Here is a 20,211-nt window from a genome sequence, read left to right on the forward strand (position 1 = left end):
GCCAATTGGCGGTTTTTTTAAGGATAAGATAATCCATTTCATCGGGTGGTACTGAGCCCTAATTATTTACTCGTCATCCACTTTAGGAGCGACTTTCTTTTTAGGAATAAATACGGTGTCACCCACGGCCACATTATTATGAAAGCTCTTATCACGCTTAACCGGTTTCTTTGGTGTTCTCTTTGCTTGAGGCTTAGCTTTTTTGTTATCCGCTTTACCACCACGGTAATCTTTTTTCGCAGGCTTTAAGCCTTTGAACTTACCCTTCAAGCCTTCGAGCACTGAGAAACTAAGATCTTGCTGAAGATACATTTCTACGCGCTTAAAACTGTCCCAGTCTTTAGGGCCAACCAAAGATACAGCATCGCCTTTGCTACCAGCTCGGCCTGTACGACCAACACGGTGAACGTATTCTTCGGTATGTTTTGGCATATCAAAGTTAATTACGTGAGTCACATTAGAAATATCCAGCCCGCGCGAAGCGATATCGGTTGTCACTAGAACCTTGAATACAGCACGCTCGAACTGACTCATGATAGTGTTACGCTGAGGTTGAGTTAGGCTGCCGCTGAGTGCAATGGCTTTAAGCTTCTTCTCATTCAACTTTTCAGTGAGACGTTCAGTGTCAGCACGAGTCGCGGTAAAGATGATAACTTGTTTGTATTCCGCCTCTTCGAGCACTCTATCTAAAATAGCTTCTTTGTGATCTAGGTGGTCACATAAATAGAATTTCTGAGTAATGTCTTTATGTTCTTGGTTTGAAACACCCACCGAAATGCGCTTAGGGGTATCCAACATTTCTGAGGCGATCTCATTAACGTCAGAATGCTCTAGTGTGGCTGAGAACATCAAAGTCTGGCGGCGACGATGCTTTGCTGCATTATGAATTTTGCGTAACTCTGGCGCAAAACCAAGATCCAACATACGGTCGGCTTCATCCAGAACCAATGTATCTAACCCATCTAGATGAAGTGAGCGGTGCTCTAGGTGATCGGCCAAGCGGCCCGGCGTTGCCACAACAAACCTTGGATAACGACGAAGCGCTTTCACTTGATCATTGAAGTTCTCACCACCAACAACCAAAGCAGCCTCATAAGAAAGACCACCCAGCATCGTTTTAAGCTCTCCGTAAACCTGCCTTGCAAGCTCACGAGTTGGAGCCAGTATTAACCCTCGAGGATCCCTCGCTGAAAATGCTTTGCTCTTTAGCGCTTTATGGAGCATAGGGAGCACAAACGCTAATGTTTTACCTGAACCTGTTTTCGACGAAGCTAAAAGATCCTTACCAGCGATCGCCACCGGAATGGCTTGCTGTTGGATCTCTGTCGCTTTTCTAAAATCGTAGTGGCTGAGGTTTTTTAGTAAACGATTGTCTAAACCTAAATCTTTAAAGTGCAAAGGACTCTCCAGTTAATAACTATATACTCCCATTTATGGTCAATGCGCATACGCTCTAACACTAGGGAAAACAAAAACGCGATATAATACCGTGAAACAGGCTAGTATAGATATAGATCACACAAAATTAATCTGAATCTCGAGTTCATTAGCCCTTCTAATTTCATATATTCAAATCAAAGTGCTTTTATCTAGACTCAAGTATTATGTGAATAAATTAGATGAGCTTTGTCTCTTAAATGTGAGATATCTCCATTTTTTTTTGCTAATTACTTAAATTCTGGGCTTTTTTTGACGTTCTTTAACTAGGAGTTCTGTTAAATTGTTACTACAATTTACTTCGTCACTATATTGTTATAGAAATTTATAGGGCGAATCTTCGAAGACAACGATAATTTAAGGAATTTATATATGAACAAGATGTTAATCGCAGCTGCAGCATCGTCAGTACTTCTTCTTGCAGGTTGTGCTACACCTGATCAAGAAACAATGGCAAAAATGGATGACATGAACAGCCAACTGACTCAACTTCAAGACGATGTTTCATCACTAAAAAGCGAACATGCGATGCTAAAATCTGAAGCTCAAAAAGCGAAAGAAGCAGTGATGGCAGCGAAAGAAGAAGCTGATCGTGCAAACGAACGTATTGATAACATTGCCCAGTCTTACACCAAGTAAAACATTCAGCGTCATATGTTATTAAATAAAGGCCAATCTATCTGATTGGCCTTTTTATTATTCAGTTACTTTGATTCTATTTATTGGCGGGCTTCATACAGGTTGGCCCCAACGACCTCAATCGGCACCCCATTTTGTGCCAAAACCGCCGCTCGGGCTTTGCCATCAGAAATCTTAAATTCATCCAGCCACCAGGTTAATTCTTGCGGTAACAACAAAGCCTTCTTGCTACCGTCATTTCGTGTTAGTGGCTCGTGGGCTTCTAAAAACACACTGCGATCCGGCTCCAAAGCGATTTTAATGGGTTCATCAATGATTTTAACCGGTACGCCAGTGTTTACTTGATTAAACAACCACTCGATATCCTTAGGATCCATGCGAATACACCCCGAGCTTACTCTTAACCCAATACCAAAATTCTTATTCGTTCCATGGATGAGATAATCCCCCGCACCATAAGCCAGTCGAAGTGCATACTCCCCTAGTGGATTTTCAGGCCCAGCAGGCACCACGCGCGGTAGTTCAATCCCCTTTGCCAAATACTCTTTACGAATAGACTCTGGCGGCGTCCAAGTTGGGTTTGCACGCATTTGGCTAATGCGTGTTTCCATTTCTGGCGTGTCTCTGCCAATCTTGCCAATTCCGACCGGGAAAATATGAACAAGGTCAGCGTTTGGATCGAAATAATAGAGACGCAGTTCAGCCAAATTAATCACAATCCCTTCATAATTAACTTGAGGTAGAATCACCTGAGAAGGAATAGTCAGCACATGGTCAACCTGTGGAAGAAACGGATCAACCCCCTTGTTAGCGGCCATTAAAGACAAAAAGCCAACATCGTATTGCTTTGCTATATCGGCAAGGCTCTCACCTTCATTGATCGCATGGTATTGAATTCTACCAACAATACTGCTCCCTTCCGGCGGTAAATCATACGTTGCAGAAAATGCTGATGCACTCACTAGGCACAATGCCGCTAACCGATACCACATGACCTGATCCTTTCAATGCTAATTATTAAAATCATAACTCATTAACGATATGGTTTCTCCCTTGAAGTTACTTTCCGGTGGCGAAGCGTATTCTCTGACCAAAACGTGAACAATGGCCCAATCAAATCGATTGCCTTACCGCTTTCAACATATTTAGTTATCAATACCCGCTATTCTGCTCGCTTTAGGTAAATATGTGATGAACTTCTCAAGGGCTATGACTATTACTCGCTAAAATTGCCCCAACAGAATCAGAACGATTCAACAAAATTGGTAATTTAGGATGAAACCGTCCATAAATACCCGTTAACTTTGGAGAATAACAATGGCTACCCCTCATATTAATGCTCAACTTGGTGATTTCGCAGAAACTGTTTTGATGCCTGGTGATCCTTTACGTGCTAAGTACATTGCAGACACTTTTTTAGATGACGTAAAGCAAGTATGTGACGTACGTAATATGTTCGGTTACACAGGCACTTACAAAGGCAAAAAAGTATCGGTGATGGGCCATGGTATGGGTATTCCATCGTGCTGCATTTATGTTCACGAACTGATTGCTGAATTTGGTGTGAAAAATGTGATTCGTGTGGGTAGCTGTGGCGCAGTGCGTGATGATGTTAAATTGATGGATGTCGTTATTGGTATGGGCGCATCAACCGATTCTAAAGTAAACCGTATTCGTTTTAACAACCACGATTTTGCAGCGATTGCAGATTTTGGTCTTCTAGAAGAATCCGTAAAACAAGCTCGTATTCAAGATGTACCGGTCAAAGTTGGTAACGTATTCTCTGCGGATCTTTTCTACACACCTGAAGCTGATATTTTTGAAAAAATGGAGAAATTAGGCATTTTAGGGGTGGATATGGAAGCTGCAGGTATCTATGGCGTAGCCGCCGATCTTGGTGCCAAAGCCCTGACCATTCTAACCGTTTCAGACCATATCATTCGCGGAGAAAAGCTCAGTTCAGAAGACCGCCAAAAATCATTCAACGATATGATGAAAGTAGCATTAGAGACAGCTATCAATATCTAGTTCATCATAAAGCCGACTACAGAGCTACTCTGTAGTCGGTCAATTCTCGAGGGGGTGATTGTGTCTGACGGCAAGCTACCAAAGGAAGCTGTAGGGTTACAACTCAACTTTTGTAAAACATTGGCGTGTGACAACTTTGGATTGAGCAACGCAGAACGGTATGTTCTGCAACATACGAATCCTAAACGACCAGCGATGGTATGCCGTGAATGTGGCGCCTTCCCCCCCTTACTTAATAACCAAGAAGTTCTAAATGAACTTCAGCGGCTTCAGCATCTCCATAGTGAAGGGCTACCCGCTTGTCGTAACCAAGATTGCGACAACTTCGACCTCTCTGTCCATACTCATAAGACCCTCTATCATGCTTTTGGTTACAGCGGTGATCGGCAACGATACCGATGCAAAGCTTGCCAATCTACTTTTGTCGATAAATGGTCTGGTGGGAACAAAAATCTCTCATTCCAAGAAAATTTGCTTGGGCTATTGTTCATGAGTTATTCGGTGCGTGAAATCTGCCGAAAACTCAATATTAATCCCAAAACCTTTTATGACCATGTCGAGCATATTGCCAGCCGATGTCGTCGAAAATTGGCAATGATTGACGCTAGATGGATGAAACACAGCGACAGTTATCAACTCGCGTCAGATTATGTTGCACTGCAACCTAATAGCGACAACGGAGTGATATGGATTGCAACCGGCGAAGCCAATACCGGTTATATTCTATGTCAGCACGTCAACTACTCGGCTCAAGAACAAGCTGAGGGGTCGATTGATCATGACCCATATACCACACCCGCGCGATTCGTTTCAAAAAAGCACTCATCAGAAGCAAATGAAGCTGCAATCAATACCAATCAACCTCTCAGAGCACGTATTGACCAAAAATATCAAACGATTCTGGCCAGAGGAAATGTTGAAGACCCTATGGGTAACCTTAGTCACTTTAATTACCCTTCGAAAGGCGCTTTAGTTCGTGCTCCTTATACTTCATATGCACACTACTTACATATACTAGAACTCTGCGACGACAATAAACGTTTGAGCGTATTTATGCCTCAAGATCCACTACTTCGCTCAGCAGCACTCAGTGTCTGCGTCTCTCGCATCAAACGCCAAAATGTTGACTTAATGTATGTTGAAGAAGATTCAAATTGGAAAAATATAGAACACAGCCAAAAAGTCGATATTGTTCATATGGGATGGTGGCGCGATCGTTGGGCTATTGCCAACCAAGCCGATAGCGCCAAAGGTATCTGTTATCTTGCAGGCAACAAACCAGACCCAACTCATTGGTTACAAAACGCTTCTATCCATCACACTTCATTTTACCAGCAACGTTTTCAGCTGTTATTTGCGAGTTTTATTAACGAGCCGAGACGAAAATTGCGCCCTGGTGGCATTCTTCCTATGCTCGATATTTTTAGAGCATGGCATAATTTATGCTATCAAGATAAGCAAGGGAAAACCGCGGCACAGAACCTTGGGCTATCCGAACTGCCACTGACTTTAAGGGATCTACTCTCCTAAAAAGGCTTTTCCTTAAAAAAACAAGTGAACTACACCGTAGTTTTCGTTTTATATTAGTGAGGTAGTATATACTTGTGTAAGTTAGTTAGTGCTAAAACACACAAGGCTATTATAATTGTTTTAAAGGATTTAGACCTCATTATCATTGAGTAGGGATACCGTAGATTTGGATAAAACTCAGCACCTTTTAGAAGTTGAAATTGAACAGCTTAAAGCTCGAATCGAATCTGAGCCGGAAAAGGTATTGGTGGCAGCTGAGCAGTGTTATCTTCGAGCAACACAAACTCAGTTTCAAGAGGGCACCATACAAAGCTTGATCATCATGGCTCGATGTTCGTGGTGCTTAATGGATTACCGTAAAGGGCTTAAATTCATCAAAGAAGCCTACCAGTATCAAAATTCACTCGATACCGACGACTATCTTCCTGAAATTTTACATATCCACGCCCTACAATTCTGGGGACAAGCAAAGTACTATTCCGCTCAGCAATATTGGATTAACGCACTTGAGCAAGCCTCACTGGTTGATGAAGTTGAAATTCAAATTGAGTGCCTTATCGGTCTAGGCAACGTTTGGCGCATCACTCATGAATACCAACTGGCCAGCTCAACTCATGAACTCGCGGTAAAAGTCGCCAACAACATGAGGATTGACTGGCTCGAGGGCAAAGCTCGAATCTTACTCGCTTGGGATCTTTACCTACTCAATAATTTCGTCGAAATGCTGACGGTGCTTGACGGTGCAGAAGAGGTACTGAAAGATCACTACGATAAAACATGGACCGCAGAAGTCTGGGACTTTCGAGGCCTGGCATTACTGGGGCTAGAGCGATTAGAAGATGCCGAAATAGCCACAAATACTGCCCATGACTTAGCGATTAAAAATGATCTCGTCTGGATGAAGGCGCACTCTTACATCAGTCGAGCACGACTAGAGCTCCTCAGGAAAAACCCAGAAAAAGCCACAAAATTACTCATTGATGCCGAAATGTCCGCCACTAAATTTGATAATGGTGAGCTACTGTCTCAAATCTGTTTCCAACAATCCCTAGTAGCAGAGCAAAGCAATAATCACGAACAAGCGTTTATTGCGTTTAAAAAGTACCGAAAACATTCACTCGAAATGCTGCGGGAACAAACCGCGCGTATAGGCCTTGATAAAGCTCGTACTTCGAAAAGACAACTTGAGCAACGTGCTCGTAAATTGATCAACAGAATTCGTGGACAGCATGAATTTGACCCAGAAAAACACTTAACGAACATGGTCTCCGAGACTTACTGGTGGGAACAACTCGTCTTATTTAAAACCGAGCTGAAACGCTCCAATCATGCCATCATCATTATCCAGCATGAAGACAATGCCTACTTGGAAGTCTGCACCGAAATAGCACACTCTCTGTGTAACAAACAAGATCTCCTTTCTCGTCTTAGCAGCGATCGAATCGCCCTTTTACTCAGTGACAAAGACGACGTAGCAACAGATGTTTTTCAAATACTAGCAAAAATGATTGAGATCTATCCTTGGCAACGAAAAGGCCTTAAAAGTCGCTTACCTAAGGTTATTCTACAAGACATTCTAACCTTCCCGTTTACGTTAGAGCAACTCGTACAAAGCCAAGAAAAGGAGGTATCCCATGGAAATGCTCATCAATAAAATATCTGATTCTGGGTTAGATGCCTCCTCTGTTACTGGTGAAGAAGCGATCATTTTTTGGAATCATGTACGACAGCACATTGCGACCACAAGCGAAGAAAAAGCCCAAACCTATATTATCAGTGCTGAATATCGTGCTGAGCTGAACCAGATTCAAGCGTGCATTGATGAACTGCGCCTCGCACTAGAGCAACTTCAACTTCCCAAAGACGCTGAATCGATTTTATCGGTCAAAAATAGTCTGAGTGAACATCTTGTTGATATCGGTGATTACTCAGCGGCACTAGCCGAGTATTCCTCTGCTTCCTCTATTGCCGTAGAACATGGATTTATCGATCATTACGCCTTGTCTATCCTTGGGATGGGGAATCTATGTGACGCCTATGGAGATCACAGTCGAGCGTTACGTTACTACCAAAAAATCGACGGCATTGATCATGCGATTTCGAGCCGCTCTCTTCGTTTACGATACAAGCTCTACATGTTGTCTTGTTTTATTGAGCTAGGGCGATTGGCCGCAGCAAACGATCTTATTCGAGAGTGTGAAGAATTAAGTATTTTAGTCAGCAATAAAATCCTGGCAGGTCAAATTCATCTCTATCAAGCAAAACTGTACCGGCAACAAGGGAGAAGCGATGAAGCTTTACTCTCTATCGCGAACATTCAGTACAGCTCAGGTAACATTCAGTCAGCCTGGCTATCTAACATGATTCGCCTTGAATTGGCGTATTGTCTAGGTGATATCAACAGGCCTCAGCTAGCCAACCTTGTCTTGCATAACGCGAGTAAACGTATTACGGCGAATGCCACGCCGATTTTATCCAAACGATTGTTTGATACATTAAGTGATGTCAGTGAAATTCAAGGCGATTTCGAACAAGCATTGAAGTACCAGAAGAAAGGCTATCGTATTGAGTCGGACTTAATGAAGAACATCCCAATTACAGAATTGGGAGCGAGCCAATTACGTCGCTTATCGCGTTATGAATTACAGCTTAAGCTCATTCTATCCGAGATAGAAAACCGTGAATTGAAAGAAACAACCGAGAACCAGAAAAACACGGTTAAAAAACTTCAACAGGATGTCTTCACTGACCCACTGACCGACCTGCATAATCGACGTTGGTTAGATGTAAAGCTCAAAGACTTGCTATTGCACGAAACCCCTTTTTCTTTAATGGTTATCGATATCGACCACTTCAAATCGATTAACGATGAACTCAGCCACTTAGTCGGGGATAAGGCCATTGTTAATGTGTCCCATGAATTATCCGCTTACTTTCGCTTCCGCGGTGCCTCTTGTGTTCGCTTTGGTGGCGAAGAGTTTTTGGTCATTCTAGAGAAATCCACACTCGAACAAGCGGAAATGCATGCGCAAAACTATCGCGAGAGAATTTTTCAATTTGGGTGGAAAGAAATTCTTGGTGAACGAGGGCTAACCGTGAGTATCGGCGTTACCCTTCATCGGGAAGGTGAAAATACCCAGCGAACCTTCTATCGCGCGGATAAAGCGCTTTACCGGGCTAAAGCGAATGGTCGAAACCAAGTATGTACCGAATAACAAGCGTAACAAATGGCCTCTGCTATTCCTTCCAATCTAGCCTAGCTTCTGGTTTTAGCGGCTAGGCCTGGTTGATTTAAACTTGATTGCTTTAAACTTGATTGTTTTAAGCTAGGTGTGGCTACAGGCCTGGCAACTAAAGAAAAAACAACGATATTCCCAATAGCGCAAACAACGTACCAAAGAGACTGAGCTTACTAATGGTTTCACGCCTAATGGCGTAAATGACCAGCATGAACAAAGGGCTGGTTGCAATGAGTGTTTGCGCAATAGCAGGATTCGCATGTTTCAACGCCACCTGTTGTAGCCACAACGCCAAAAACGTTCCGACAAAAATAGCACTGAGTAACCAGATAAATGAACGGCTCCCCATCGAACTCAGATTCCTTTTTATCGCTTTGAACGGTTTATCTTCAACCCACCAAATAATGGCCACAACAGCAAGCACCCCAACCGCTAAGCGAATCAGTGCACCCAGTAAGGGGGGAAGGTTTCCCGCAACTAATGCGTAGTGAGAAATAACCACGCCACTTGCCTGGCACACACTTGCGAGTAGGCCATAGCCAATCCCTGCACGTGAAACCTGGTTAGTCTCACCATTAGGCTGAAACACAACCAACGCGACAGCAAACGTGGTAATAACAACGCCCAACCATGCCTGAATTGAGATAACGGTCCCTAGAAATACCAAAGCAAGCACACCTGATAACGGTGGAGCAAGAGACTCTAGCAACAAGGTTTTATTAGGACCAATTCGCTTTAAAGCCGCGAAGTACGCAGAATCACCAATCGCGATACCTATCACTCCAGACACGGCAAGCACCAAAAAATACTCCGGTGTTAACGTAAATTCTGGGCTTGGGATAAACGGAAGAACAAATAGCATCATCGCAGAAGCGATTGTCCCTTTAACAATATTAAGCTGCATCGCTGTGAACTGGTGGCTAAACTGACTGTAAATCCATGTAGCACTCGCCCACACAACAGCTGCAAATAATGCAGCGACTTCCCCATAGAACATCCACTACCCTCTTATTTTTTATGCGCTTTCTAGCCCATTTAGGTCACTCATTGCTATTAACAGAGAAAAAATACCAATCGTCACCAAATAATTGATTTTTATCTATACATTCAAACTCAACTTACATATCTTTTACATTAAGCACTGAAAGCTCACATACGTTAGCATTTTAGATAAAAGGAAGTACTTATGTTTCTCGATTATTTAGCTCTTGGCCTACTTATATTTGTCGCATTAGTTATCTTTTATGGGATTATTGTCATTCATGACATTCCGTACGAGATCGCAAAGGAAAGAGAGCACCCTCATCAGGATGCGATTCATTACGCAGGCTGGGTCAGTCTTTTCACTCTTCACGCTATCTGGCCTTTCTTATGGATATGGGCAACGTTATGGCGAAAAGAGCGAGGTTGGGGATTCAGTAAGCTCGAAGCGGAACAACACGACATTCATAACCGAGTGGATCAACTCGTCGATCAAATCGAACAGCTTAGAAGTGAAGTTTCGAGCCTAAAATCAGAATCAAATCAGGCTAATCCAAGTCAGGAGGACAAATAATGGATTTACTATTAATTCTTACTTACACCGCCTTCTGTATCGCAATTTTCAAGATATTTAAAATCCCACTGAACAAATGGACGGTACCCACTGCGGTGCTAGGTGGCGTTGTGTTAATTGGTACGTTGATTTTATTGATGAACTATAACCACCCATTCACACAAATTGGTAATCAAGTCTACTCAACAACCCCAATCGTATCTGGTGTTAGAGGTCGAGTGATCGAAGTCCCTGTAGAGCCCAATAAACCATTACGCCAAGGCGATGTGCTGTTTAAAATCGATCCCATTCCATTCCAAGCTGAAGTCGCTAAACTAAAAGCGAAAATCAAGGAAGCCAGCCAGGATGCACTTGGATTAGAGTCTGGTGTAGGAGAAGCAGAATCGACACGCTTAAAAGCCATCGCTGAACGCGACAAGGCACAGCGCGAGTTCGACCGTTACCAACGAGGCTTCGACAAAGGTGCCTTTACAGAGCAAGAACTCGATACCAGACGTCAGGCATTTAAAGCGAGCCAAGCCGCGTTAGAAGTCGCTGAAGCTCAGGTAGCGCAAGCACAAATTGCCTTAGAATCAGAGATTGATGGTGAAAATACCGCTGTCGCTGGTTTGCTGGCCGATCTAAGAAAAGCAGAGTTTAATCTAGAGCAAACGGTCGTGACCGCGCCAACTGACGGTTATGCCACACAACTTGCGCTAAGACCGGGTGTCATGGCGGTTCCTCTGCCACTGGCTCCTGTTATGACTTTCATTCACTCCGAAGAGAAGATCTACACCGCGGCTTTTCGCCAGAACTCGTTACAACGTCTACAACCAGGGTTCGAGGCTGAGTTCCTGTTTAGAGCCTTGCCAGGACGCGTATTCAAAGGAGAGGTTATCGAAGCGCTTCCAGCGATTGGCGAAGGTCAGTTCCAAGCTCGGGGTTCACTCCTAGGAACAGACTCACTGCGTACTAACGGACGAGTTCTGATTACTTTACGCATTAACGATGATCTTTCTGAGTATCATTTACCATTGGGTACCGCAGTAGAAGTTGCCGTCTATTCAGATAGCTTCACTCACGTATCCATTATGCGTAAAATATTGATTCGCATGAAAAGTTGGCAAAACTACTTATACTTAGATCACTAGGTATTCGTCTCAATAGCTATTGATCTAATAGCTAATGTTCTAATAAGTAGTGTTCTAATCACTAGTGATACAAGAAAAAGACAATGGCGAGGCTCATCATCATTTTGAGTTCTCGCCTTCTCAATATCTCACCGCAATTCTGAGGTCCAGCCTTGAGTAACCATAAACTGTCTACTTCTGCTCTTGCAAAAATAAGAGAAATAGATTCTAAACAGCTCTTTGCTGATCTTAAAAAATCAGGGTATATCAATCGTTTTGAAGATAAATGGGTGGTGACTCAGATTGGTGCAAAATTTGGTGGCGAGTACTTTCATCACCCTAAATTTGGTGATTACATTGTCTGGCCCATTCATCTATTGATTGATATAGACCGCTATTCCGGTGAGGCCATGTCTTCTACCGACATAGGCATATCATTCAATCTTAGCGCGAAAAAAATCAATCAGTTGCTCGCCGAGCTGGGCTGGATCACTAAAACAGAGCAAGGATGGTGTGCAACCCGCTCTGGAGCCTGTGTCGGTGCAATTCAAAAAGAAAACCCATCTTCAAAGCAAAGCTTTGTTCTTTGGCATGACTCTATTGCAAACAACAAGCATTTAAAACAGTCGGTTATAGAGTTCCTTGGGCAAGAGGCATCGGCACACTCTACAGATAAGTCACTTTTCAATTTCCGACAAAAATTTGAAGCCAAACACCGCACTTTAGATGGCCACTATGTCTGTTCTATCGGAGAGCTTCGAATCGATAACTGGCTTTATATGAACGGTATACCGCACGCCTATCAGCGCCAATTACCCATTGAAGAAAATGCCCTAAGCGACTTTTATCTCCCAACAGGCAATGTCTATTTGCAATATTGGGGGACAGATTCCAGCCCCACAGGACAAGAGCAAATAACCCAAACCAAAACCCTCTACGAGCAGCACCAACTGAACTTGATCGAGATTTTCCCAAGCGACAGTGACCAGTTAGATGAAGTGCTGCCAAGAAAGCTTCGAGAGTATGGGATTAAAGGCTATTAGCGCTAGAGTCTGACCATTCTTCGAGCATTGCTAGTCCGTTGTTTTGAATCAGTGCTTTCTAGTCCGTACTTTCTTATACGATCTTACGAACGATATGATGAATATTTCGCCGCAGCGGCTTCTTCTTTAGACACTACCGTTTGCCCAATTGGCGCAAGCGAAATCAATGCCAACTTCAAATGTTGTAACGCAAACGGAATGCCAATAATGGTAATAAAACACGCCACTGCCGAAAGAATATGACCAATGGCTAACCAAACACCCGCAAGCAAAAACCAAATTACATTACCAACAAATCCGAAGGCACCTGTTCCAATGTCTTCCTGATTGGTTAGCTCATCCCGGGCTATCGCTTCTTGGCCAAACGGAAAAAACGAAAAGTTTCCCATCACGAAACAAGCACGCCCCCAGGGAATGCCAACAATACTAATAAAAGCTAAAAGGCCAAACATCCACCACATTAGCCCCATAAAAACACCGCCGAACAAAAACCAAATGATATTACCTAATGTACGCATAACCACCTCGATGAAAAAACCGGCTCATAGTGCTCAACCGTTGGAAACGGATCATAGAAATGATGCAGTAACGCTTTCCATTCCTGATACTGCTCCGATTCTCTAAAACCTTCAGTGTGAGCCTGCAATGTGTGCCAATTTACGATTAAAATAAAACGATTAGGATCTTCAATACACCGCTGTAATTGATGATCGATATACCCATACATTGCTGAAATAATAGCTTGGGCTTTTTTGAATGCTTGTTGAAACTCCTCGACAAGCAGCGGCTTCACATCTAAAACAGCCACTTCCGTTATCATAGTGTTGTTTTCCTTAACTCAATATGAACTTTAATTGTTAAAACGCTTGCCATACTGCGGTTACTCCACTTACAGAACACAGTACTAAGGCTCCAGCACGTATTATTTCTTTGGGTAAGGTTTGCGTCGTGGCAATCGCCAATCTATAACCTAGCCAAGATGCAGGAATCAACGGAATCGTAATCCACAAATGGTGTGTATTCAAAAATCCGGCTGGAATCTGAATAATGAGTGAGATAAGAGAACTGAATACGAAGAAGGCCGATAAATTACCACGTAACTGATTGGCCTCCTGATGCTGAAGCAACAGCGCCATTGGAGGGCCTCCGATAGACGAACTCGTACCAAAGAATCCAGAAAAGAAACCCGCAATACCCATGCGCATTGGCGTTGGTTCAATACGATAAGGGAGTAAACTCACCGCAACCGCAAATAGGACCAGAAAGCCCAGCCAAAGGGCCAACACATCCGTAGAAACCATAACCAGAAGAAACCCACCCGCAATCGAGCCCGGAACACGCCCAATCAATGCCATTTTGAGGCCACCTATAGATACGCTGGCGCGATGTTTTCGTGCATTAAGGATAGAGATAAACAGTGCAACTAAACATATTGGCGCTGGTACATAATCTGGAGAGATCAAAAATAACAAAGGCGCAGCAACAATAGCCAGCCCAAAACCAATCGCCGTTTGGACGAAAGAGCCTAAAAAAATCAGAAACATTGCAATTAACGCTGGGGTGGTTATCCATTCGGACACGACACAATTCCTTACATCTAGATGCCAAGCCTCATCATAATCTATCTATATAAAAATCATATAACTAAATAAAAACCCACCGTAATAGCGGGTGGGTTGTATCGACAATAACAGGGGCAGCAACGATTCAAATATTTAGCTTTGAGCAGCTAACCTTACCACTGGCTTATCGTTAATTGGCAAGTGTAACAATGCCGCGATAAACGCCAATGCGACCGTAGACCACCAAATCGGATCGTAAGAGCCATAGTAGTCATAGATAAGCCCACCAACCCAAGCCCCTAAAAAGCTGCCGACTTGGTGAGTAAAAAATACCAACCCATACAATGTCGACAAGTAACGAGCACCAAAGATCTGCCTAACAAGTCCAGAAGTCAAAGGGACGGTTCCAAGCCAGCAAAATCCGATCGCCGCACCAAAAATTGCAGCCGTATGTTCGGTAATGGGCAGGGTTACAAACGCGCCGATAACAAGCGTGCGCATAAAATACAAAGCAGCCATCACGTGACGTTTATTAAAACGATCCCCCATAACTCCCCAAAAATAGGACCCAAAAATATTGAATATGCCCACATACGCTAACGCCATCGCTGCGCTTGAGGCTGGCAAATTTTTGTCTGCCAAATAGCTGGGTAAATGCGTCGCGATAAACATGACATGAAAGCCACAAACAAAGAAACCTGCATGAATGAGCCAGTAACCTTTATGTGAAAAAGCTTCATTGAGTGCTTGTTTCAGGGTTTGATTGTCTTCAGAGTTCGGTGTCAAATTAGGGGCAGACTTAGCGGTTCTCATGAACATTGCAAAGGCAATCATGACCGTACAGAGTAACGCAAATGCCTGCATGGCTCCTTGCCAATCGAAATGCGCAATTAATGTTTGAGCTCCAGGGATGAGTGCAAACATACCAAACGATCCAGCCGCGGTTGTTAATCCAAACGCTTTAGCCGCATGCTGAGCTGGCACTACTTTAGCAACCGCACCTAGCACTATTACATAGCTGGTCGCACTTAACCCTAAACCCACTAAAATCCCCAAAGACAGATAAAGCATGCTCGGATCGACAGCGATTGATGTTAAGTACAAGCCTGCTGAATAAGAGATGGCCCCCAGTATGATAATGCGCTTGGGTCCCCATTTATCCGCCGCCATGCCTACAAATGGCTGAAACACACCAAACAAAAGGTTTTGAAGGGCGATGGCAAAACTAAAAAACTCGCGCCCTGTTCCGAAGTAATCCGAGATAGGCATCATAAAGATACCGAAAGACTGCCTTATCCCTAGGCAAACAACTAAGATGCCAATCCCTAGCCATACTAAAAGTGGAAATCGAAAAATGCTCATAGATTCGTCTTACTCAATGTTAATTAATGGTGGTGCGAATGGTTGATGTCGCCCGTTTGTTGATGACACCCGCTGTTGATTGCTTGCTCAGCTAATAGCGTTAAAAGTCGAGGGGTGTAGTGAACCACCACTAACGATAGAGACAGCAATAACACCATCCTTACAAGTTGAGCCAAAATAGATTGTGAAAACCAAAGGGACTTAAGAAACATCTTGCTCACCAGTGATATTAGGGTTAAAAAATCAGCGCGAAGTGTAGTGACTATTCCCAAATGACGCCAATGACATTTTGGTACAGAGGCTATGCATAATTTGCATACCCACTGTATTCGATGCTATCGAGCTCACTCTTCTCGCCAAGGCTATTCAAATCGGGTTTGAAGTCCGTTCTAAATCAAACACAAGTGCTATATCGAATGGAATAGGTTCCTACTCATAATTCAATCACCCTTTCTCTGGCTGCTCTTATTTATCTTGCTTCTCTGACTGGTGAGGTGTTGCGAAAAGTTTAAAGCCTTCATCTAACCACCCAGTGACACCGCCGATCATCTTCTTAACGGGCCTTCCTAATTTGGCTAATCGAATCGCTGCTTTTTCAGTTCCATTGCAGTGAGGGCCAGCACAGTACACTACAAACAATGTCTCAGCAGGAAATTCACTCAGTCTCTTTTCATTTATTCTCGTGTGGGGAATATTAATCGCACCATCAATATGACCTTGATCAAATAGATTTTCCCCTCTCACATCGACGAGTACAAAGTCTTGACGATCATTCGTTGTCGCGTGGTGAACATCCCAGCAATCGGTTTCAAATATTAGTAATAACTCAAAATGGTTTAATGCCGCTTGGCTATCTGCCGCCTGAACTCTTGAAACTGCACTTGTCATAACGATTCCTTAATCAGTTTGTCCTGGGGTTATTATCAACGGCACCACCCAACAAAAACACTGGCTTAAAAGACAATATACGTTAATAATGAGCCATACTATTCAAGAATGATGACCAAAGATGGCTATGATCAAAGTGGCAATACTGTCTCATGCGGATGTTTCTCTGTTTGAATTGGCGTGTGCCGTAGAGCTTTTTGCTCTGCCAAGGCCAGAATTTGATGATTGGTATCAAGCCGACGTCATTAACCTAGACAACGCAGCAATCACAACTACTGCTCGCATTGGTCTCTCGACTCAGTTTGTCCCATCCATTGACAAATATGATCTCCTCATTATTCCTAGCTGGCCAACGATAGAGAAAACCGTACCGTCCACAATACGAAAACAAGTGAGCCAGTTTCACGCAAGTGGTAAACGAATTCTTTCTTTCTGCTCTGGGGCTTTCTTATTGGCTGAGCTCGGTATTCTTAATGGTAGGAAAGCCACGACTCACTGGAAATTTGAATCTTCATTTCGCCAGCGTTTTCCTCATATTCAATACGCAGCCAATGTTTTGTACTTGTTTGACGGAAATATAGGTTGTTCAGCCGGAAGTGCAGCGGGGTTAGATCTTGGGCTCGCAGTGATAAGAAGTGACTATGGCTACGAAGTGGCAAATCAAGTGGCGAAGCGGTTGGTTGTCTCCGGACATCGGCAAGGGGGGCAGTCTCAATTTGTTGAAACGCCAATGCTCGAAGTGCCAAACCAGTTTTCACACGCACTCGAGTGGGCGCAAGATAACCTCGATAAATCGATCTCAATTGATGAATTGGCCACCAAAGCGAACATGTCTCGCCGTACCTTTGATAGAAAGTTTAGAGGTTGCTTTGATTTGTCACCAAAAGAGTGGATCATTTGCCAGCGTGTTGAACGTGCGAAAGGGCTTCTTGAAAGCAGTAATATGACCATTGAACGGCTGTCACAAGCGTCTGGTTTTGATACATCAATGACGATGCGGCATCACTTTCGACAGTTGGTTGGTGTTTCTCCGAGTATGTACCGGCAGCAATTTTTCCAAAATTCAGGCACGGGTGCGACTCACACCAACGAATCTTTTGCAAAGTAATGTTTCTCAACAAACTCAGAAACCCGTAGTAAGTGCTTACTAAAAAATAGAGTACCACGACAAAGAAGAAAATCCGTGTCACACTCTTTATGCCCCCCTACAGTTAAGGAATACCCTTTGGCGAGTTCTGAGCGGAATATAAAAGTCTGTACGATTAATCTATTTAACTACGTAGAACCGCCGAATGCGTTTTATGATTTTGCGAACATCTATACAAAAGAAGAATGGACAATTAAAACCCGCTGGTTAAGCCAAACCATCACAAAAATCGATGCAGATATCATCGGATTTCAAGAAGTATTCAGTATTGATTCATTAAGAAAAACGATGCACTTGCTTGGCTACACCCATTTTGTCACCGTTGATACGCCAGAGGTTGAGCAAGATTACATATACTCAAATCCTGTTGTGGCACTTGCATCACGACACCCAGTCAGCCAAACCCTCTCTATTAACGCCTCATCAGCTATTGCTCGTTCCCAAAGTAATTTTAAATTTAATCGCACTCCAATTCATGCTGTCGTCGACATACCACAATTAGGTCCGATTGATGTTTATGTGGTCCATTTAAAATCTCAACGTCCGACCGAACTCGACACTCAACCTGACGAAGAGCGGCATGATGAACCATCGACTAGCGAACGTTGGTTACTCGAAAGTCAAGGTAAATGGCTGTCAACGGTTCAACGCGGTATGGAAGTCCACGTTCTTCATCACCATATGATTGAAACTAAAAAGCAAAATGAACGGCCATGCTTACTCATGGGGGATTTTAATCAATCACTGCAAAGTAACGAATTTCATTGCTTAACATCAAGACACCTCTTTCGTCTTAAAGAATCAGAAACGGCTCTATCGGCTTTCCACCTTCATAACAGCCAAGACCTGGTCCTTGAACAAACAGAAATTACCTCAACACCCACCTACTATGTGGGGGCACAAGGAAAAGAACTGGACTATATTCTGCTGTCCAACGAATTCTCTGATTGCTCAGATCAAGCCCGTGGGATCGTCACCGACTACCAGGTCATCGACTCACATTTAGTCAACCCACGCTACGGTCATGACCACATCAGTACCGATCATGGGATCGTAACGGTAAATATTTCAATAATTTAATTCAAAAAACACGCAGTTTGTGGTTTAAATATGGGAATAGCCACTGACCCAATGGAGCAACAGCAGATGGAAATCAAAGTCAGACCCACTCGAGTCGAAGACGCGGCAGCGGTATGTCACGTTTATTCCCAATACCGATCTCAACGCGAAACCTTACAACTGCCCAACCCTTCTGTAGATATGTGGGAAAACCGTTTACAGAACATCCCGACAGGCGTTTACTCCTTCGTGGCTGAAGTGGACGGAAAAGTGGTGGGTAATATTGGATTCGAACACGCTCAAAATCCCCGCCGATCGCACTGTGGCAGTTTTGGTTTAGGGGTTCATGATGAGTACCAAGGAAAAGGCATCGGCAGCAAGCTGATCGAAACAGTACTAGATTTAGCAGATAACTGGCTACAAATAAAGCGGGTTCACATCGAGGTTAACGTCGATAATCACAACGCTATAGCCTGTTATAAAAAGTTCGGGTTCAAAATAGAAGGCGAAGCCGAAAACTCGGCCTTTAGGGACGGACACTACGTAAACACTTACTACATGGCAAGAGTGAAAGCCGATTAAGCTGGATTTTAGGGGGGTTGTTATTATTCGAGTATTCGTCTTGCTCGATAGCTAACCCTACGTATACTCAGTCAGTTGCTTTAATGCCCTTTCTTTCAAAGATTCAGTGTAGTGATTGATCTTCCAATGCCCTGGGCTCCAACCTTTGACAAACCGTTGAAAGTCAGCCCAAGCAATTGGAAACAAAGGTCGCCAAGAGGCTTCTACAGACTCACAATCCAAATGGGGTTGATAGAGTGCCAGTGCCGCTCTCAAATAGAAAAAGTACTCATTGAGTACGTCTTTTTCAGCGTCATGACACGTTTTTGGCTCAATGGCACTGCTCATAAACAATGCCACATCCTTCATCGCACACCCTTTCCCTACATATTGAAAATCAACGGCCGCCGCTTGGGTTCCGCAGACCGTGAAACAAAAATTCGCAAGCTTAGCATCACCGTGAACTAAGGTTTGATAAGGCGCAAGAGTTAAGATCCGATCGATTTTTTTAGCCGCTCGCTTAAGTGCTTCGTCTGCCAATTTTTCTAATTCATCAGGACGAGTTTGCAAGTGCCAGTAGGTTCCCGATGGCCAAAGCCCTTCCCCTTCATGGCCAATATGTTTTGCGTGAAAATGAGCTAGCCATTTCAAACTCGCTGATATTTGAGCTTTCGTCGCGGCCTCACTCACCGTGGTAAACCCCACACTGGCGAGATCTTCCATCACTAACACATGTTTCAAATCGTATTGTTCAATATGAATCGGGGTTGGAACGTAGCAGAGCTGATCGCATTTCACAGCGTACTGGCGATACCATTGCATTTCAACGAGATAAGAATGGAGCTTTCTTTGATGAGATAACTCCGTATTCCACCCTTTTGGGTGACAACTGGGCTTTGGGAGCTCGATGTGTTTAACGATGACACTCTTGTTGTCAGCAGATAGCCTCACCAGCTCACCGTACCCACCCCAAAGAGGTTGAATGACGCTCACTTTAATGGGAGGGGTAATATCCAGTATCGCTGCTAATTGAGAGTAATCTGGCGTCACAA

21 protein-coding genes are annotated in these 20,211 nt (G+C 43.6%); 11 read left to right on the forward strand and 10 right to left on the reverse strand.

The genetic code is table 11. The features are described from left to right. Nucleotides 1–66: 66 nt before the first annotated feature. A complete protein-coding gene (locus tag A1QO_RS14740; RefSeq protein WP_017036227.1) occupies nucleotides 67–1,398 on the reverse strand; it encodes a DEAD/DEAH box helicase in 1,332 nt (443 codons plus the stop codon). 411 nt (nucleotides 1,399–1,809) lie between these two features. On the opposite strand from A1QO_RS14740, the gene A1QO_RS14745 reads away from it, so the two are divergent. After that, nucleotides 1,810–2,076, forward strand: a complete 267-nt coding sequence (locus A1QO_RS14745) for an Lpp/OprI family alanine-zipper lipoprotein (protein WP_017036226.1) — start codon at nucleotides 1,810–1,812, stop codon at nucleotides 2,074–2,076. An 80-nt stretch (nucleotides 2,077–2,156) separates the two neighbouring features. On the opposite strand, the gene A1QO_RS14750 is transcribed toward A1QO_RS14745, so the two are convergent. Then, nucleotides 2,157–3,068, reverse strand: coding sequence for a L,D-transpeptidase family protein (locus A1QO_RS14750; RefSeq protein WP_017036225.1), 912 nt, complete (start codon nucleotides 3,066–3,068; stop codon nucleotides 2,157–2,159). A 325-nt stretch (nucleotides 3,069–3,393) separates the two neighbouring features. Between A1QO_RS14750 and deoD the strand changes: the two genes are divergently transcribed. The 4 genes from deoD to A1QO_RS14770 all read left to right on the forward strand — a co-directional run bounded on the left by deoD (nucleotide 3,394) and on the right by A1QO_RS14770 (nucleotide 8,849). Beyond that, the gene (deoD, locus tag A1QO_RS14755) at nucleotides 3,394–4,104 is read left to right on the forward strand and encodes a purine-nucleoside phosphorylase (RefSeq protein ID WP_017036224.1); all 711 of its coding nucleotides are present in this window, start codon (nucleotides 3,394–3,396) and stop codon (nucleotides 4,102–4,104) included. A gap of 60 nt (nucleotides 4,105–4,164) precedes the next feature. Then, nucleotides 4,165–5,634, forward strand: a complete 1,470-nt coding sequence (locus A1QO_RS14760; protein ID WP_017036223.1) for a lactate dehydrogenase — start codon at nucleotides 4,165–4,167, stop codon at nucleotides 5,632–5,634. Nucleotides 5,635–5,800: 166 nt separating this feature from the next. Next, entirely contained in the window at nucleotides 5,801–7,288 is a 1,488-nt protein-coding gene (locus A1QO_RS14765) for a hypothetical protein (RefSeq protein WP_017036222.1), read from the forward strand. Further along, on the forward strand, nucleotides 7,269–8,849 hold the full coding sequence (locus A1QO_RS14770; protein WP_017036221.1) for a GGDEF domain-containing protein: 1,581 nt from the start codon (nucleotides 7,269–7,271) through the stop codon (nucleotides 8,847–8,849). The genes A1QO_RS14765 and A1QO_RS14770 overlap by 20 nt, the downstream gene beginning before the upstream one ends. A 136-nt stretch (nucleotides 8,850–8,985) precedes the next feature. Here the strand turns inward: A1QO_RS14770 and A1QO_RS14775 are convergent, their stop codons facing one another. Continuing rightward, the gene (locus tag A1QO_RS14775; RefSeq protein ID WP_017039667.1) at nucleotides 8,986–9,870 is read right to left on the reverse strand and encodes a DMT family transporter; all 885 of its coding nucleotides are present in this window, start codon (nucleotides 9,868–9,870) and stop codon (nucleotides 8,986–8,988) included. Nucleotides 9,871–10,059: 189 nt separating this feature from the next. Here A1QO_RS14775 and A1QO_RS14780 point away from each other — a divergent pair, with 189 nt between their 5' ends. From A1QO_RS14780 to A1QO_RS14790, 3 genes are all read left to right on the forward strand, one after another. Then, complete coding sequence (locus A1QO_RS14780; RefSeq protein ID WP_017036219.1) at nucleotides 10,060–10,428, forward strand: DUF3302 domain-containing protein; 369 nt, start codon at nucleotides 10,060–10,062, stop codon at nucleotides 10,426–10,428. Continuing rightward, entirely contained in the window at nucleotides 10,428–11,558 is a 1,131-nt protein-coding gene (locus tag A1QO_RS14785; protein ID WP_017039668.1) for an HlyD family secretion protein, read from the forward strand. The genes A1QO_RS14780 and A1QO_RS14785 overlap by 1 nt, the downstream gene beginning before the upstream one ends. Nucleotides 11,559–11,710: 152 nt before the next feature. Then, nucleotides 11,711–12,580, forward strand: coding sequence for a hypothetical protein (locus A1QO_RS14790; RefSeq protein ID WP_017039669.1), 870 nt, complete (start codon nucleotides 11,711–11,713; stop codon nucleotides 12,578–12,580). An 83-nt stretch (nucleotides 12,581–12,663) separates the two neighbouring features. Here the strand turns inward: A1QO_RS14790 and A1QO_RS14795 are convergent, their stop codons facing one another. The 6 genes from A1QO_RS14795 to A1QO_RS14815 form a co-directional block, all read right to left on the reverse strand. Beyond that, the gene (locus A1QO_RS14795) at nucleotides 12,664–13,098 is read right to left on the reverse strand and encodes a YccF domain-containing protein (protein WP_017036216.1); all 435 of its coding nucleotides are present in this window, start codon (nucleotides 13,096–13,098) and stop codon (nucleotides 12,664–12,666) included. Beyond that, nucleotides 13,086–13,400: an antibiotic biosynthesis monooxygenase family protein gene (locus A1QO_RS14800; RefSeq protein WP_017039670.1), complete on the reverse strand. Its 315-nt coding sequence runs from the start codon at nucleotides 13,398–13,400 to the stop codon at nucleotides 13,086–13,088. The genes A1QO_RS14795 and A1QO_RS14800 overlap by 13 nt, the downstream gene beginning before the upstream one ends. A 37-nt stretch (nucleotides 13,401–13,437) precedes the next feature. Beyond that, nucleotides 13,438–14,124 carry a sulfite exporter TauE/SafE family protein gene (locus A1QO_RS14805; protein ID WP_050989669.1) on the reverse strand — a complete coding sequence of 229 codons (687 nt, stop codon included), beginning with the start codon at nucleotides 14,122–14,124 and terminating at the stop codon, nucleotides 13,438–13,440. 171 nt (nucleotides 14,125–14,295) lie between these two features. Next, entirely contained in the window at nucleotides 14,296–15,504 is a 1,209-nt protein-coding gene (locus tag A1QO_RS14810; RefSeq protein ID WP_017036213.1) for an MFS transporter, read from the reverse strand. A 23-nt stretch (nucleotides 15,505–15,527) separates the two neighbouring features. Beyond that, nucleotides 15,528–15,716 (reverse strand): hypothetical protein, encoded by a 189-nt coding sequence (locus A1QO_RS20635; protein WP_084818950.1) that lies wholly within the window; start codon nucleotides 15,714–15,716, stop codon nucleotides 15,528–15,530. Between the two features lie 253 nt (nucleotides 15,717–15,969). Beyond that, a complete protein-coding gene (locus tag A1QO_RS14815) occupies nucleotides 15,970–16,392 on the reverse strand; it encodes a rhodanese-like domain-containing protein (RefSeq protein ID WP_017039671.1) in 423 nt (140 codons plus the stop codon). 121 nt (nucleotides 16,393–16,513) lie between these two features. Between A1QO_RS14815 and A1QO_RS14820 the strand changes: the two genes are divergently transcribed. The 3 genes from A1QO_RS14820 to A1QO_RS14830 all read left to right on the forward strand — a co-directional run bounded on the left by A1QO_RS14820 (nucleotide 16,514) and on the right by A1QO_RS14830 (nucleotide 19,180). After that, complete coding sequence (locus tag A1QO_RS14820; protein WP_017039672.1) at nucleotides 16,514–17,500, forward strand: helix-turn-helix domain-containing protein; 987 nt, start codon at nucleotides 16,514–16,516, stop codon at nucleotides 17,498–17,500. Nucleotides 17,501–17,617: 117 nt separating this feature from the next. Beyond that, a complete protein-coding gene (locus tag A1QO_RS14825) occupies nucleotides 17,618–18,619 on the forward strand; it encodes an endonuclease/exonuclease/phosphatase family protein (protein ID WP_017036210.1) in 1,002 nt (333 codons plus the stop codon). Between the two features lie 66 nt (nucleotides 18,620–18,685). Next, nucleotides 18,686–19,180, forward strand: coding sequence for a GNAT family N-acetyltransferase (locus A1QO_RS14830; RefSeq protein ID WP_017036209.1), 495 nt, complete (start codon nucleotides 18,686–18,688; stop codon nucleotides 19,178–19,180). Nucleotides 19,181–19,237: 57 nt separating this feature from the next. On the opposite strand, the gene A1QO_RS14835 is transcribed toward A1QO_RS14830, so the two are convergent. Further along, complete coding sequence (locus A1QO_RS14835; RefSeq protein ID WP_017040493.1) at nucleotides 19,238–20,209, reverse strand: phosphotransferase; 972 nt, start codon at nucleotides 20,207–20,209, stop codon at nucleotides 19,238–19,240. Between the last annotated feature and the right edge of the window lie 2 nt (nucleotides 20,210–20,211).

The sequence above is a fragment of the Vibrio genomosp. F10 str. ZF-129 genome (genome assembly GCF_000287055.2).
Classification (GTDB): Bacteria; Pseudomonadota; Gammaproteobacteria; order Enterobacterales; family Vibrionaceae; genus Vibrio.